Genomic DNA, 14,410 nt, shown 5'->3' with positions numbered 1-14,410 from the left:
CTTTGCTATTGTGCAGTGAAGCATTTTTGAGGCCCCCATTCTCATGACGACTGATGTTGTAGCCCCCGCCGCGGAAACGTCGGCGGCAAATGGTCGTGGCGACACGCATTCCACCGCCGGATTCAAAGCGCTGATGCTTGGCAGCATCGGCGTGGTCTATGGCGACATCGGCACCAGCCCGCTGTATGCGCTGCGTGAGGCCGTCATCGCCGCCAGCGGCGGCGCCAACGCCGTCAACCCGCAGGCCGTGCTCGGCGTGCTGTCGTTGATCCTGTGGGCGTTGATCGTCGTGGTGACGCTAAAATATGTGCTGATCCTGTTGCGCGCGGACAATCATGGCGAGGGCGGAACGCTGGCACTGATGGCGTTGGCGCAACGTGCGGTCAGTCACGGCGCCAGCACGATCGTGCTGCTGGGCATCATCAGCGGCGCTCTGTTCTACGGCGACGCGGTGATCACGCCGGCGCTCTCGGTGCTTTCCGCGATCGAAGGCATCAAGCTCGTCACCGCGGCGTTCGATCCCTATGTCGTGCCGCTCACCGTGGTTATCCTGTTCGCACTGTTTGCGGTTCAGTCGCGCGGCACGGCGCGCGTTGCCGCATTCTTCGGGCCGATCATGACGGTCTGGTTCGCCGTCATTGCGATCGCGGCGATTACTCCGATCATGCGGCATCCCGAGGTGCTCTTTGCGCTCAATCCGCTGCACGCCGTCTCATTCATGCTCCATCACGGCATCATCGGGTTCGTGACGCTGGGCGCGGTGTTTCTCGCGGTCACCGGCGCCGAGGCGCTTTATGCCGACCTCGGGCATTTCGGTAAACGTCCGATCCAGACCGCCTGGCTGTTCATTGTATTGCCGTCGCTGGCGCTGAATTATCTCGGGCAGGGCGCATTGTTGATTGCCAATCCGCATGCCGTCGAAAACCCGTTCTTCCTGATGTTTCCGGATTGGGCGTTGTTGCCGATGGTCTCCCTCGCCACCGTGGCGACGGTGATCGCAAGCCAGGCAGTGATTACCGGCGCCTATTCGCTGACCCGTCAGGCCATTCAGCTCGGGCTGTTGCCGCGGTTTGAAATCCGCCACACCTCGGAATCCCATTCCGGCCAGATCTATATTCCGCGCGTCAACATGCTGCTGCTCGTCGCCGTGACGCTGCTGGTCCTGATGTTCCGCTCGTCAAGCGCGTTGGCGTCGGCCTACGGCATTTCCGTGACCGGCACGATGGTGGTGACGGCGATGATGGGTTTTGTCGTGATATGGCGAGTCTGGAGATGGTCGCCCTTCGCGGCCGCGGCGCTGATTGCGCCATTCCTGTTCCTCGATCTCACTTTTCTGGCGGCGAATCTTTTGAAAGTGTTCGAAGGCGGTTGGGTGCCGCTGGCTCTGGGCTCCGTCGTGATCTTGCTGATGTACACCTGGCGGCGAGGCAGCCGGTTGCTGTTCGAGAAATCGCGCAAGCTGGAATTTCCGCTGGCTGATCTGGTGGCCATGCTGGAGAAGCGGCCGCCGCAGCGGGTTTCCGGCACCGCGGTATTCCTGACCAGCGATCCCGTCAGCGCACCGACCGCCTTGATGCATAGTCTGAAGCACTACAAGGTGCTGCATGAGAAGAACGTCATTCTCACCATCGAGACTGCGCCGACGCCGCGGATCGATCCTTCCGAGCGGGTGCGGCTGGAGGAGATCAGCGCGACCTTCTCCCGGGTGACATTGCGATTTGGATTTATGGAATCGCCCAACGTCCCGAAAACACTGGCGATCGCCCGTAAACTCGGCTGGCATTTCGACATCATGTCGACCTCGTTCTTCCTGTCGCGGCGCGCGCTGAAGCCCGCGGCGCATTCGGGAATGCCGCGCTGGCAGGATCATCTTTTCATTGCGCTGAGCCGCACCGCCAATGACGCGACCGATTATTTCCAGATTCCGACCGGCCGGGTGGTCGAGGTGGGAACACAGGTCACCGTATAGATTTAAGTCGCGTCTTAAACCTTTCACGGCGCTTGATTTTCGCTGCGCGAGAGGCGACTTTGGCTACCGAAATACGGGCCGTCGGCACTGCCAATTCGCCCGTCAGAAATGGATCGTTGGGAGGATTACGTGGCGGATCATCAGGTGCACGATTTAACGCCGGACGACGTATCGAAGGGCATGGCGGAAGGACGCTATCTGCTGGTCGACGTTCGCGAGCCGAATGAAGTTGCTGCGGAAGCCTATCCGGGCGGCGTGGTTGTTCCGCTTTCGAGCTTCGAGCCGAAAAATATTCCTGATCCGCAAGGCAAGCAGGTGGTTTTCGCCTGCCGCTCCGGCAAACGCTCGGTGACGGCGTCGCTGGCGGCGCAGGCCGCGGGCCTGCCTTACGACAAGCATCTTGCGGGGGGCATATTGGGCTGGAAGGCGGCTGGGTTGCCGACCAACACCGGCGGCTGATCGTTCCATGACGTCCATGAACAAGGTCTTTGCCGACCTTCCCGTCACGATCTTCGAGGCCATGTCGCAGCTCGCGCGCGACAACAACGCCATCAATCTCGGTCAGGGTTTCCCGGATGATCCCGGTCCGGAGGACATTCGCCGCGCTGCGTCGGATGCGGTGATGGACGGCTACAACCAGTATCCATCGATGATGGGCATTCCCGAACTGCGGCAGGCGATCGCCGCGCATTACGGGCGCTGGCACCAGCTCACCCTCGATCCGATGACCGAGGTGATGGTGACGTCGGGCGGCACCGAAGCGCTGACGTCGGCGATCCTTGCCGTCGTCGAACCCGGTGACGAGGTGATCGTCTTCCAGCCGGTATATGATTCCTATCTCCCGATCATCCGTCAGGCCGGCGGTATCCCGCGGCTGCTGCGCCTCGAACCGCCGCATTGGCGGCTCTCCGAGGAGATGCTGCGAAGTGCTTTCAACCACAAGACCAAGGCAGTTCTCTTCAACAATCCGCTCAATCCCGCCGCGGTGGTTTATCCGCGCGAGGACCTCGAACTGCTGGCCCGGTTTTGCCAGGAGTTCGATGCGATCGCGATCTGCGACGAGGTCTGGGAGCACGTGATCTTTGACGGCCGCGAGCACATTCCGCTGATTACGATTCCGGGCATGCGCGATCGCACCATCAAGGTAGGCTCCGCGGGCAAGATTTTCTCGCTGACGGGATGGAAAATCGGTTTTGTCTGTGCCGCCCCGCCGCTGTTGCGCGTGGCCGCGAAGGTGCACCAGTTTCTCACCTTCACGACCGCGCCAAACCTGCAGGCCGCGGTCGCCTACGGGCTCGGCAAGCCGGCGGAATATTTCCACGACATGCGCAAGGATCTGGCGCGCAGCCGCGACCGTCTCACCAAGGGGCTGGAGAGCCTCGGCTTTCCGGTGCTGCGGTCGCAGGGCACTTACTTCCTCACCGTCGATTTGTCGCCGCTTGGTCTCAACGAGACCGATGAAGCCTTCTGCAAGCGCATCGTCACCGATTACAAGGTTGCGGCGATCCCGGTATCTGCTTTTTATGAACAGGATGCCGTGACCTCGGTGGTGCGGTTTTGCTTTGCCAAGAAGGATGCCACGCTCGACACCGCGCTGGAGCGTTTGTCGGATGCCATCCACCGCCGGTAAGAGGTAGACGACGATGCGCCGCTGGAGCAACGCTCACTTTCGGCTTGTTGCCGCTGTAGCCGCGACGCTGGCGGTGCTCGCGTTGCCCGCGAGGGCGCAGGAGCGCACCGTCAACTTCTACAACTGGTCGAACTACATGGCGCCGGGGGTGCTTGAGGATTTCACCAAGGAAACCGGCATCAAGGTCGTCTACGATACGTTCGACGCCAACGAGACCCTGGAAACAAGGTTGCTGGCGGGAAAATCGGGCTATGACCTCGTCGTACCCACCGCTTATTTCCTGCAGCGCCAGATCACGGCGCATGTCTTTCAGAAGCTCGACAAATCGAAGCTGCCGAACCTGACCAATGCCTGGCCGGTGGTGACGGAACGGCTTGCCACCTATGATCCCGGCAACACCTATGCCGCCAATTATATGTGGGGCACCACAGGCATCGGCTACAACGTCAAGGCCGTGCAGAAAATTCTCGGTCCCGACGCCAGGATCGACAGCTGGGACATCATTTTCAAGCCGGAGAATCTGGCGAAGTTCAAAGACTGCGGCGTCCATATGCTGGATTCCGCCGACGATATTTTTCCGGCTGCGCTGGGCTATCTCGGGCTCGATCCCAATTCGACCAAGCAGGCAGACCTGGAGAAGGCCGCCGATCTCGTCCTCAAGATCAGGCCTTACGTCCGCAAGTTTCATTCGTCGGAATATCTGAGTGCGCTGGCCACCGGCGAGATCTGCCTGGTGGTGGGCTGGTCCGGCGATATCATGCAGGCGCGCAGCCGCGCCGCTGAAGCCAACAGCGATGTCGAGATCGGTTATGCGATCCCGAAAGAAGGCGCGCAGATGTTTTTCGACAATCTGGCGATCCCGGCCGACGCAAAGAATGTCGCGGAGGCCTATGAGCTGATCAACTATCTCTATCGGCCCGACATTGCGGCCAGGAATTCCGATTTCCTGTCCTACGCCAATGGCAATTTGGCGAGCCAGAAACTGATCGATCCCAAAATTCTGAACGACAAGAACATCTATCCGGATGAGGCGACGCTGAAGAAGCTGTTCGTCATCACCGCACGCGATCCGGCGACCCAGCGTATCATCAATCGGCTCTGGACCAGGGTGAAGACCGGGCGGTAGCTCCCTTGGCTCCTCGCAAGGACGCAACGAAAAACCGTAAGTGTAACCACTACCGCCAGCGGCGATGCAGCCACAACCACTGGTCCGGATATTCGCGGATCCAGCCTTCGACCACCGAAGTGACCGCCTGCGTCGTGCCCTGAATATCGATCTTCCCCGAAGCGTCGCGTACCGGTTGTACTTCCTCGGATAGTTCGGCACGAAAGCGGTGACCGGGCAGGCGGATAATCCGGACGCCGTGGATCGGGCACTCCACCTGCCGCAGCAGCCGGGCCAGCATCGGATTGGCTCTGGTCTTGCGCCCGAAGAAAGTCACCTCGACGCCACCGGTCAAATATTGGTCGACCAGCATGGCGACGTGCTGACCTTTTTGCAGGGCTTCCGCGAGCCTGAACGGCGCGTCACGACCGGCCGGAATCAAGGTTCCCATCTTCACCGAGCGCATCTCCTGGATGATGCGATCGGCGGAGGGGATATTGGGCCGGCGAAACAGAATCGCGGCATCGAGTCCGTGCGCCACGGCGGCCAGCGCCGGCATTTCCCAGTTGCCGAGGTGACTGGCAAAAATCAGCGCCGGCTTGCCGTCGAGCCGCAACTGATGGAACAGCTCGTGCGTGCGTGGCGGAATTTCGATGCGGCCAAGCTCGGGATGCGCCTCATCATGGTCCCAGATGTGATCGAGATGGGCGAATTCGGCGCCGACGCGGCCGAGATTATCCCAGACGCCCGCCAGGATGGCCTCGATCTCCTCGGGCGATTTTTCCGGGAAGGCGGCCGTCAGATTGGCGCGGCCGATGCGCTGCTCGCGCAGTGCAGGGCCGATCAGGCGGGTAACGCGGCCGAACAGGTTAGCCGTCTTGGTCGGATCGAAATAACGCGTGGCCCGCAGCATGCCGATGGTCAATGCACCCACCGCGGCTTCGCCGAGCGGCTTGGTGGCCTCGCGGATACGGGCCTTGGTGCGGCGGAGCAGGGGATGCATCAGAAACCAACGCTGACTTTGCCGGATAGATTCAGGCTGACCGCGCGCTTCAACACGCTGGCATGCGCATCGCCGCCTCGTGCAATGACATCAATCGCCGGCATCGGGAAGGCTGCGCCGGTCAGATCGGTTCACGCGTCAGGATCAGCGAGGCGTTCTGGCCGCCGAAGCCGAATGAATTCGACATCACGGCGGTGACGCGCGCGTCGCGCGCCTTGTTGCCGACGACATCGAACAGAATTGCCGGATCGGGCGTTTCATAGTTGATCGTCGGCGGAATCCGCTGGTGTTCAAGTGTCAGCAGCGAAAACACCGCCTCGACGGCGCCCGCCGCCGAGATGGTGTGGCCGACCATCGACTTGTTCGATGACACCGGGATTTGCTTGGCGTGCTCGCCGAACACCGCCGAAATCCCCAGATACTCCATCTTGTCGTTTTCCGGTGTCGCGGTGCCGTGCGCATTGATGTGATCGATCTGCTCCGGCACCATACCGGCGTCCGCCAATGCCTTCCGCACGCAGCCAATGATCGGCTTGCCATCGGGGCTGGATCGGGTGCGATGAAAGGAGTCAGTGAGTTCGCCGCAGCCGGCCAGCACGCCAAGGATAGGCGCGCCGCGCGCCACAGCGGCATCATAGCTCTCGAGCACCAGCGCGCCGGCGCCTTCCGCCATGACGAACCCATCGCGGTTTTTCGAGAACGGTTTTGACGCAGCCTGCGGCGGATTATTCTGGGTGGACAGCGCGGATAAAAGAGAAAACCGGACCAGCGCTTCCGGGTTGACCGAACCATCGGTTGCCACGCACAACGCGGCGTCAGTTTCGCCGCGACGGATCGCCTCGACGCCGAGCTGGATCGACGTCGCACCCGACGCACAGGCGGTCGACAGTGAAATCGGCGATCCCTTGGTGCCGAAAGTCTCGGCGAGATAAGTCGCCACCGAACCGAACATGAATCGGCGATGATAGGGGGTGTACTTTCCACCGCCGCTGACGCGGAGCAGATCGTCATAGTTTATTTCCTGCTGCCCGACGGCGCGCCCCAATTCCCGCCGTTGCGGCCACTCGACCTCAACCGGCGCAACGGCCAGAAACAGCGGTCCCGGGAAATCGCCCTTGCGGCCGATGCCCGACTGCTCAAGCGCTTCCTCAGCAGCCATTTCGGCAAGGCGCTCGGAGAGTTCGGTCGACGAGAACGGATCGACCGTGACGAAATCGACTGCTCCGGCCATCGTGGTCTTCAAACCGTCGATCGGAAAGCGCGTGATGGTCCGGATGCCGGATTCGCCCGCGGTCAGCTTCGCCCAGTTATCGGCCTTGCCGGCACCGAGCGACGTCACAATACCCATGCCGGTGACGACGACGATCGGCCTTCCGAATTTGTCGCGTGATGCTGTCATGGTTCCCCCCGCCGGTTAGGCCGCTGTGCTCACTTGATCGCCTCGATCAGGGCCATGCCTTCGCCCCGCCAGTGACCGGCCCCGATGACGACAATCTGGGCAGGCGGCTTGGACATTTCAATCTCTACGCCAACTGAATCGTTCGGCGGAAACAATGCGCCGCGCGAAATCGACAGGGCTGCCAGAGCAAGTCCCAGCGGAAACTGGGTTTCCATGGTGTGGCCGAACATGGTGCCGGTCGCGCGCACCGGAAAATCCGGATGCTCCGTCAGGAACGCCTGTTCTTCCGACGTGGCAGGCTCGGCGCCCGTCGCGCCGGTGATGATGGCTCCGCCGTCGTCCAGTTTGCCGAGCTTCGACCACAGCTTTTCAAGCGTCGTCTTGACGTCGCCGGGGTGTTTGCGATGCGACAGATCGGCCACGACGTTGGTCAGGCGCGCATAGGGCTTTGCACCGCGCGCTTCCGCATGCGCCCGGGACTCGATGACAAGGAAGGCTCCGGCCGAGCCAAGCGCGAAGCCTGGCTGCTGCTGGCGCGCCCACACCGGCTCGAATTTGTCCTTGAGGTTGTAATCGCCAAATTCGTAGAGCACCAAAAGGTCCTTGCGCTCGCCATTATGCGAGCCGCCGATCAGCGCGATGTCGCTTTGGCCGGCGGCGATGCGCGCCAGCGCGATCCGCGCCGCATCAACGCCCGCGACTTCCTCGCCCATGAAGGTGCGCGATGTTCCGGACACGCCGTGCACGATAGCGATGTTGCCGGCCAGAAGGTTCGAAAGCTGCGCCAGGAACAGGGTTGGACGCAGATCGCTCATCAGGCGTTCGTTGAGAAAGCCGGGCGCGGAATTGCCGTTCGCTTCCGCCGTAAGAACGCCCGAATCGACCGCGAGGTCACGTTCGCCGCCGCCGGCGGCGACGATCATGTCCATCCGTCCGAGGATTTCCTTGTTGCCCTTGACGCCGGCTGAATCCAGCGCGAGCCCGGCGGCATAGGTTCCGATGCGCTGCCAGGCCTCCATCTGACGCTGATCGCCTTTCTTGGGGATCTGCGTGTCGAGGCTCACCTGCGTCCAGGGATGAACGATGTAGGGCGCAAAGCCCTTCTCATCGACATTGATGCGCCGCTGATTGAGTGCGTCCCAGTTCGCGTCCAGCCCTTCGCCGAGCGAGGTGGCAAGGCCAATGCCGGTGATCCAGACTTCCGCCGGTTCCGACGTCGTAGATGCAGTTTCAGTCATGGGGTATGGCCTGTTGCGGAAAGCCGACGCGCTTGGCCACGGCATCCATGTGTCCGCGCAAATCCGGGTTGGGGAAGGGGATGTGGCTGAAGGTGAGGGTCGAGTTGCTCCTCAACTTGCTGCCGACCCTGATCTTGGCTTCGGTGATCGAATAACCCGAGCCCTCGTGAACCACGCTGGCATTGATCGTCAGCAATTCGCCTGGGGAGACGAAGCCGCGCATCTTGGCTTCCTTGACCGCGGCCAGGAACGGCATGCGTTCGAACTTCATCAGTGCGAGCAATAGCCAACCCGAGGTTTGCGCCATCGATTCAATCAGCAATACGCCGGGCATGATGGGATAGCCCGGGAAATGCCCCTCGAAGATGGTGTTGTGCTGTGGAACCTGCGCCTCGACCGTAATGGTCCGCTCGCCGATGTTGAGGTCGACGATCCGGTCGATGAGCTGGAAATATTCAAGCTGCATGGCGCGCGATTAGGCGCCCGCAGTCTTGGCCGCAACCAATTCGTCGATGCGAGCGCAGAGGTTTTTCAGGACGAAATACTGCTCGGTGGTGGCCTTGCCGTCGTTGACCTCCTGGGTCCACTTTTCTAGCGGCAATTTGATCCCGAACGCCTTGTCGATGGCAAACGCGATGTCGAGAAAATCGAGGCTGTCGATCCCCAGATCGTCGATGGCATGGCTCTCCGGCGTGATCGTGTCGCGCGGGATGTCGCAGGTTTCAGCGATAATCGTGGCGACTTGATCGAATGTGGATGACATCACTAAGCCTTTGATATATTGGAGATAATTTTCGGCGACGGCATGCGAGCGGGCATCGCGCCCCGGAATGCCCGATCCGCCGCCCGGAGTCGACTGCCCGTATAACGGAGCGCCGCCCTGAGTTCAATGGAGGCGGACGGGCGGTCCCGGCCGGAATGGATTTAAGGGAGTGAAGCCCCGCCCAGCCTTACCGGCGTTAAATGGATGGCGCGGTAATGCGAACGCAGTCGCGCCGGCCCAAAAGCACGCAATCCTGGGTCCGCCTTAGATCGGCGATGCTCATGGCGAGCCATATTCCGATCGCCGTCAATGCCACGGTAAATGCGAAGGCTGCGATGTTGGCCAGCATGCGGTGACGAAAATCGTCCGGCGCTTCGCGGGGACGCTCATAGCGGGAAAGATCGTTCGGCTCCGGCTGGGCATCTGCCCGCTGCGCCGATCCGTTCAGATCTCTACGCCAGCCCGGTACGAGGGCCGGGTTACGCGGCCGGAATTGGAGCACGCGATGCTCTTCTTCCTCCGCCACAATGGGCCGCTGGGTCTTCACTGGTGCCAGCTCCGCGACATCCGCAGCTTATTTAGCACGACCGTCATGCGTGTCCCAGAAAATGTTGCGATGACACCGATGCCGCAACCTATACCGGCACAGTGTCGTGGAACCTGCCGTAGTCGATTCTGAGGCGGCCGTCTTCCAGGGTGCCGAGGATGTCCGCATAGCTGTGCCCGAACAGAATGTCGGGATGGTCGTACGACTTTCGTGCGTCGACCGTTTGCGCTGCAACAACATCATACCCGGACACCACCAGCATCAGCGAGACGCCGGATGCATCGAGGTCATCGGCCGTCTGTCCGTAGAGCGGGCTCTGCTCATCGATAACATGGTAGAGCGTCCAGCTCAGCGCGAGGGCGGGGTGCTCGTTGCGGACCAGCGGCAGTTCGTAAAATCTTCGAAACGACCTTCCTTCCTCGCTGACGACGTTCTTGAGCAACCACAATTTGGCAGTCGCATTGCCGATGATGTTGTGACGCTCATTGGCAAAACGCACCATCAAGGTCAGCTTGCCTTCATGGTTCGAAATCACCGGGTTGTCCGCGAACAGCAGCCGCGCACTGGGCCGCGAGAACCGGGCAAAGATCAGACCGGTCATCAGTGACATTGAGAAGATGCCCGTGAACAGCTCCACCGCCGCAATAAAGTGCCCGTAATGGGTCTGCGGATGCATGTCGCCGTAGCCGGCGGTCGAAAGCGTCTCGATGCTGAAATAGAGATAGTCGATATAGGCGCCGCCGGGCACGTTTGCGATCGGCTGATCTCCGATCCAGTACAGCACCGCGAAAGCCGCATTGAAGACGATAAACACCAGCGCGGCGCCGCCGATGAAAGAAGGCCATCTAGCGGTCATGCAGCGATGGCTGATGTCGGCCCAAAAACTCAGATTGAGACCCTCCGTAACGATCTCATGGCGGCCAAATTGAACCACCCGCGCTCTCGATTTGTGCTCGCTCTGGCTCTTGAACATGTTCAGAATCTGGATGCATCCATGGGTTAAAGGCATTTGATCGACGTTGCCATCATGGCATAATCGTACCGATTTAAGAGGATTTTTTGCCAGTCAAATACAGGGATTCAAGCCATGGCGAATACGCGTGAACCGATCCTGCAGCCGGTACCGATCCTCTCGCTGCGTCCGACCCAGATGACCGTCGGAATGAGAGAGGTCAAGGAAAAGCGCAAGCGCTGGCGCGAGCACAAATCAGAGAAAAAGCAGGGAGAGCTTCTGGGCAAACACATGATCCCGGTCGTTCTCGGACCGGACAAGAATTACTATGTGGTCGACCATCATCATCTGGCGCGTGCGCTTCATGAGGAGGGCGTGAAGGATATTCTTGTCACGGTGATCGGCGACCTTACCGTGGTCGCGCGTGATGCGTTCTGGGGCGTGATGGATAACAAAAGATGGGTCTATCCATACGACGCCAAGGGCGAGCGGCGGCATTTCCGCGACCTTCCCAAATCGGTAAAGGACCTCAAGGACGACCCCTTCCGCAGCCTTGCCGGCGAATTGCGACGTGTCGGCGGCTTTGCCAAGGACACCACCCCGTTCAGCGAATTCCTGTGGGCGGATTTCCTGCGCCGGAAAATGTCCCGCAAAGGCGTGGAAGACAATTTCGAAAAGGCGATCGAGAAGGCGATGGCTTTCGGGAAAAGCAAGGACGCGATCTATCTGCCCGGCTGGTGCGGACCAGCGTCGGACGATTAGATCCGCGGATCCGAAACGGGAGAGTTATTTCGGCAAGCGGCCCATCATGTAGAATTCGTCGTTCGGGCGCATGGCGGTGACGTTGGCCATCCGGTTCGACAATGCAAAGAATGCCGAAATCGCGGCGATGTCCCAAACATCGTCATCACTGAAGCCGTGACTGGCGACATCGGCAAAATCCTGTTCGGAGATCTTGTTCGCCTCTGCGCTGACCTTCATGGCGAAGTCGAGCATGGCGCGCTGGCGCGGCGTGATATCCGCCTTGCGGTAGTTGACGGCGATCTGATCGGCGATCTGCGGATTTTTCGCCCGGATGCGCAGGATCGCGCCATGCGCGATCACGCAATAGTGGCATTGGTTGGCGCTGCTGGTGGCCACCACGATCATCTCGCGCTCGGCCTTGGTCAAGCCGCCGTCCTTCTCCATCAGGGCATCATGATAGGCAAAGAACGCGCGGAACTCGTCGGGGCGATAGGCGAGCGTCAGAAAGACGTTGGGCACGAAGCCGGATTTTTCCTGCACGGCAAGGATGCGGGTGCGGATATCCTCCGGCAGCTTGTCGATCGCGGGTACAGGGAAACGCTTGGCGGAGTGCGTCATGAGAAGGTTCCGGCTCATACCGCATGATGCGGCTGGGCCTGGACCATAGTCGATGGCGGCGCGTCCGCAAAGCGGACCTGAGCGGTCCGCTCGCTCTGCAATCGCGGCTTTGAACTTCTCAGCGCAGCGGCTTTTTCAGCAGCGAAAAGCGGTCGGGATCGAGGCCCATCGATGGCTGCAGCATCGGCGCCTCCACCGCGCGCACGGCTGGCCGTTCGTTGAAGCCGGGGTCGTTGGGAACGTCGCGATGCGAGGTTGCTCCGCGCCAGCGCTCGAGCACGGCGCTGACGAAATGCATATCGTGGCCGGCGGCGACCGAGGGAGCCGTCGAAATGGTGGCTTCGCTGCGCGGCAATTGATGCACCGGCACTTCCTTGAAGCGCAACCGGGTCGGCAGTGCCACACCCTCGCCGAAGGCAAGCACCTCGCGGGTGCCGAGCGAAGGCACGAACGACAGCAGATTGGCCGCGGCGTCGGAGACCGCCGAGCGCAACAGCGCCTGATCGCGGTCGTTGGCAAGGCGCATGGCGAAGAGGGTGTTGCACTGGGAAATGATGGTGGCATCGAGCTCAGCCGGGCGCTGCGTGACCAGCCCGAGATAAACGCCGTATTTGCGGCCTTCCTTGGCGATCCGCGAAACGGCCTTGCGCGTCGGCCCGAAACCGATGTTGCGGTCAGCGGAAGCATAGCGATGGGCTTCTTCGCAGACGAACAGAAGCGGCGAGACGCCATCGCTCCACAGCCCGAAATCGAACGCCATGCGGCACAGCACCGACACCACGGAATCGATGACTTCGGCCGGAAAGCCTGCAAGCTGCATCACGGTCATCGGTTTGCCATTGGCCGGCAGCCGGAACAGATGGCTGATCACTTCCGCCATGGTGTCGCCGCCGACATTGGCGTTGTCGAACATGAACGCGTAGCGCGGATCGTTGCGCACGGTCTCAATGCGGGAAATCAGCTTGTGATAGATGATGCGCGACGAACGGTTCTCGAGCTTGCCCATGCGTTCGTCGATCAGCGAAATCAGATCGACCAGCCGATAAGGCACCGGCGTGTCGACGGTATAGCCGACCATCTTGGGATCGAGACGCTTCAGCCCAAGCCGGTCGGCGTTCTGGTATTGGGTATAGAGGCCCTTCGCCATCGGGATGACTTCGGCGAGAATGTCGAGTTCTTCGGGAACGCCGGGCCGGCCGCCGAATAATACGTCGACGATCTCTTCAAAGTTGAACAGCCAGAACGGCAGTTTCAGGTTGCGTGGATTGAGAACGAGCGAGCGCTCGCCGAAGCAGCGGCCATACTCGTTGTGCACGTCGAGCAGGAAAATGCGCAGGTTTGGCCGCGACTTCAGAATCTCGTTGAGCAGCAGCGATACGCCGGTCGATTTGCCGACGCCGGTTGAACCAAGCACCGCGAAGTGCTTGGAGAGCATTTCCTCGATGTCGACATAGGCGATGACGGAAGGGTCCTGCTGCAAGGTTCCGACATTGATCTGATCCGATCCACTCGGCGCATAAACCGTACGCAGTTCCTGATTGGTGATCAGTTCAACGGCGTCGCCAATCGTCGGGTAGTTGGTGACGCCGCGCTGAAATTTGGGGCGATCTGGTCCGCCGAGGATTTCGCCGAGCAAGTCAACCGAGGCGCTGGCGATATAAACATCGGAATTCTTCAAATCCTCGCACGATACTTCCGTGATCATGGCGACGATGGTCGAGTTTGCGCAGCGGATGCTGATGAAGCGGCCGACGGTCGCCCTTACTTCCGAGGTGGCCATCCGGTTTGTCGCCAGAAGACCGACCCGGGCGAGGGATCCACGCACCGAAATCACGCGTCCGAAGGATGTCACAGTAGTTAAGCCCGCCGTTTATGAATGCGCACTGATGGGCGCGCTACCCTGAACTATGCAGCCCGTGGCTGCACAAACGGTTAAACTGGCGAAGCGACCGCTTCGTAAAATCTGCGACATCTTTGCCCAGGATTCCTCCCGGTCAGACGTACCGACGGTGCATGTCGCTGAATATTGCTGAAAAACCGCAGCTTTTAACGTTTCCCGCTTAATGCAGGCGGCGTGGTTCCGCTTAACGTTTGGTTAACCAAACGTGGAGGGGCGTTATTCGCGTTTCGGCCCGTTCAGGGGCCAATCTGCGCGGGTGACCGAAGTCAGGCCGAGATCGTCAGGGCAATACCGCGCGATGCCCAACGGGCCGCCTGAAGGCCAGCCAACACAGGATTGCATTTTCGCAGGCCTTCCCTGCGGCGCGGCCGAACCATATCGCCGACAACGAGAGCTGTCGTGAAACTGCATGCATCGCGTCGACATCAGCTGAAAGAATGCGAGCGACCGCAAATCGGAGTCAGATCTGACCACGCGATCCTGACGCGCCGACAATCGAATTCTCGGGTGCGACCAAAGCGCACGCGGCTGCTACCTTGCGG

At 60.7% G+C, this 14,410-nt stretch carries 14 protein-coding genes; 5 read left to right on the top strand and 9 right to left on the bottom strand.

The features are described from left to right. The first annotated feature begins 43 nt into the window (after positions 1-43). The 4 genes from BLV09_RS09710 to BLV09_RS09695 all read left to right on the top strand — a co-directional run bounded on the left by BLV09_RS09710 (position 44) and on the right by BLV09_RS09695 (position 4,725). On the top strand, positions 44-1,969 hold the full coding sequence (locus tag BLV09_RS09710; protein ID WP_100381221.1) for a potassium transporter Kup: 1,926 nt from the start codon (positions 44-46) through the stop codon (positions 1,967-1,969). A gap of 108 nt (positions 1,970-2,077) precedes the next feature. Further along, positions 2,078-2,428 (top strand): rhodanese-like domain-containing protein, encoded by a 351-nt coding sequence (locus BLV09_RS09705; protein ID WP_146687132.1) that lies wholly within the window; start codon positions 2,078-2,080, stop codon positions 2,426-2,428. A gap of 7 nt (positions 2,429-2,435) precedes the next feature. Then, the gene (locus tag BLV09_RS09700) at positions 2,436-3,599 is read left to right on the top strand and encodes an aminotransferase (protein ID WP_100381223.1); all 1,164 of its coding nucleotides are present in this window, start codon (positions 2,436-2,438) and stop codon (positions 3,597-3,599) included. Between the two features lie 13 nt (positions 3,600-3,612). Next, positions 3,613-4,725 carry a polyamine ABC transporter substrate-binding protein gene (locus BLV09_RS09695; RefSeq protein ID WP_146687131.1) on the top strand — a complete coding sequence of 371 codons (1,113 nt, stop codon included), beginning with the start codon at positions 3,613-3,615 and terminating at the stop codon, positions 4,723-4,725. 49 nt (positions 4,726-4,774) lie between these two features. On the opposite strand, the gene BLV09_RS09690 is transcribed toward BLV09_RS09695, so the two are convergent. The 7 genes from BLV09_RS09690 to BLV09_RS09660 all read right to left on the bottom strand — a co-directional run bounded on the left by BLV09_RS09690 (position 4,775) and on the right by BLV09_RS09660 (position 10,627). After that, entirely contained in the window at positions 4,775-5,707 is a 933-nt protein-coding gene (locus tag BLV09_RS09690; protein WP_100381225.1) for a lipid A biosynthesis lauroyl acyltransferase, read from the bottom strand. A 121-nt stretch (positions 5,708-5,828) separates the two neighbouring features. Continuing rightward, positions 5,829-7,106 (bottom strand): beta-ketoacyl-ACP synthase, encoded by a 1,278-nt coding sequence (locus BLV09_RS09685; RefSeq protein WP_146687130.1) that lies wholly within the window; start codon positions 7,104-7,106, stop codon positions 5,829-5,831. 29 nt (positions 7,107-7,135) lie between these two features. Beyond that, the gene (locus BLV09_RS09680; RefSeq protein WP_146687129.1) at positions 7,136-8,344 is read right to left on the bottom strand and encodes a beta-ketoacyl-ACP synthase; all 1,209 of its coding nucleotides are present in this window, start codon (positions 8,342-8,344) and stop codon (positions 7,136-7,138) included. After that, positions 8,337-8,810 (bottom strand): 3-hydroxyacyl-ACP dehydratase FabZ family protein, encoded by a 474-nt coding sequence (locus tag BLV09_RS09675; protein WP_146687128.1) that lies wholly within the window; start codon positions 8,808-8,810, stop codon positions 8,337-8,339. Before BLV09_RS09675 ends, BLV09_RS09680 begins: the two co-directional genes overlap by 8 nt. Before the next feature lie 9 nt (positions 8,811-8,819). Further along, positions 8,820-9,107 (bottom strand): acyl carrier protein, encoded by a 288-nt coding sequence (locus tag BLV09_RS09670; RefSeq protein ID WP_100381229.1) that lies wholly within the window; start codon positions 9,105-9,107, stop codon positions 8,820-8,822. 196 nt (positions 9,108-9,303) lie between these two features. Beyond that, positions 9,304-9,654 carry a hypothetical protein gene (locus BLV09_RS09665; protein ID WP_146687127.1) on the bottom strand — a complete coding sequence of 117 codons (351 nt, stop codon included), beginning with the start codon at positions 9,652-9,654 and terminating at the stop codon, positions 9,304-9,306. Between the two features lie 88 nt (positions 9,655-9,742). Continuing rightward, the gene (locus BLV09_RS09660; RefSeq protein WP_100381231.1) at positions 9,743-10,627 is read right to left on the bottom strand and encodes an ion channel; all 885 of its coding nucleotides are present in this window, start codon (positions 10,625-10,627) and stop codon (positions 9,743-9,745) included. 114 nt (positions 10,628-10,741) lie between these two features. Here BLV09_RS09660 and BLV09_RS09655 point away from each other — a divergent pair, with 114 nt between their 5' ends. Next, positions 10,742-11,368: a ParB-like protein gene (locus tag BLV09_RS09655; protein ID WP_146687126.1), complete on the top strand. Its 627-nt coding sequence runs from the start codon at positions 10,742-10,744 to the stop codon at positions 11,366-11,368. A 24-nt stretch (positions 11,369-11,392) separates the two neighbouring features. On the opposite strand, the gene BLV09_RS09650 is transcribed toward BLV09_RS09655, so the two are convergent. Both BLV09_RS09650 and BLV09_RS09645 read right to left on the bottom strand, forming a co-directional pair. After that, positions 11,393-11,968: a peroxidase-related enzyme gene (locus BLV09_RS09650; protein WP_146687125.1), complete on the bottom strand. Its 576-nt coding sequence runs from the start codon at positions 11,966-11,968 to the stop codon at positions 11,393-11,395. A gap of 118 nt (positions 11,969-12,086) precedes the next feature. Continuing rightward, the gene (locus BLV09_RS09645; RefSeq protein ID WP_146687124.1) at positions 12,087-13,820 is read right to left on the bottom strand and encodes an ATP-binding protein; all 1,734 of its coding nucleotides are present in this window, start codon (positions 13,818-13,820) and stop codon (positions 12,087-12,089) included. Between the last annotated feature and the right edge of the window lie 590 nt (positions 13,821-14,410).

The organism is Bradyrhizobium canariense (assembly GCF_900105125.1).
GTDB classification, from domain to species: domain Bacteria; phylum Pseudomonadota; class Alphaproteobacteria; order Rhizobiales; family Xanthobacteraceae; genus Bradyrhizobium; species Bradyrhizobium canariense_A.
Note: the sequence above shows the minus strand (reverse complement) of the source record. Positions and strands in the feature narration are given on the sequence as shown.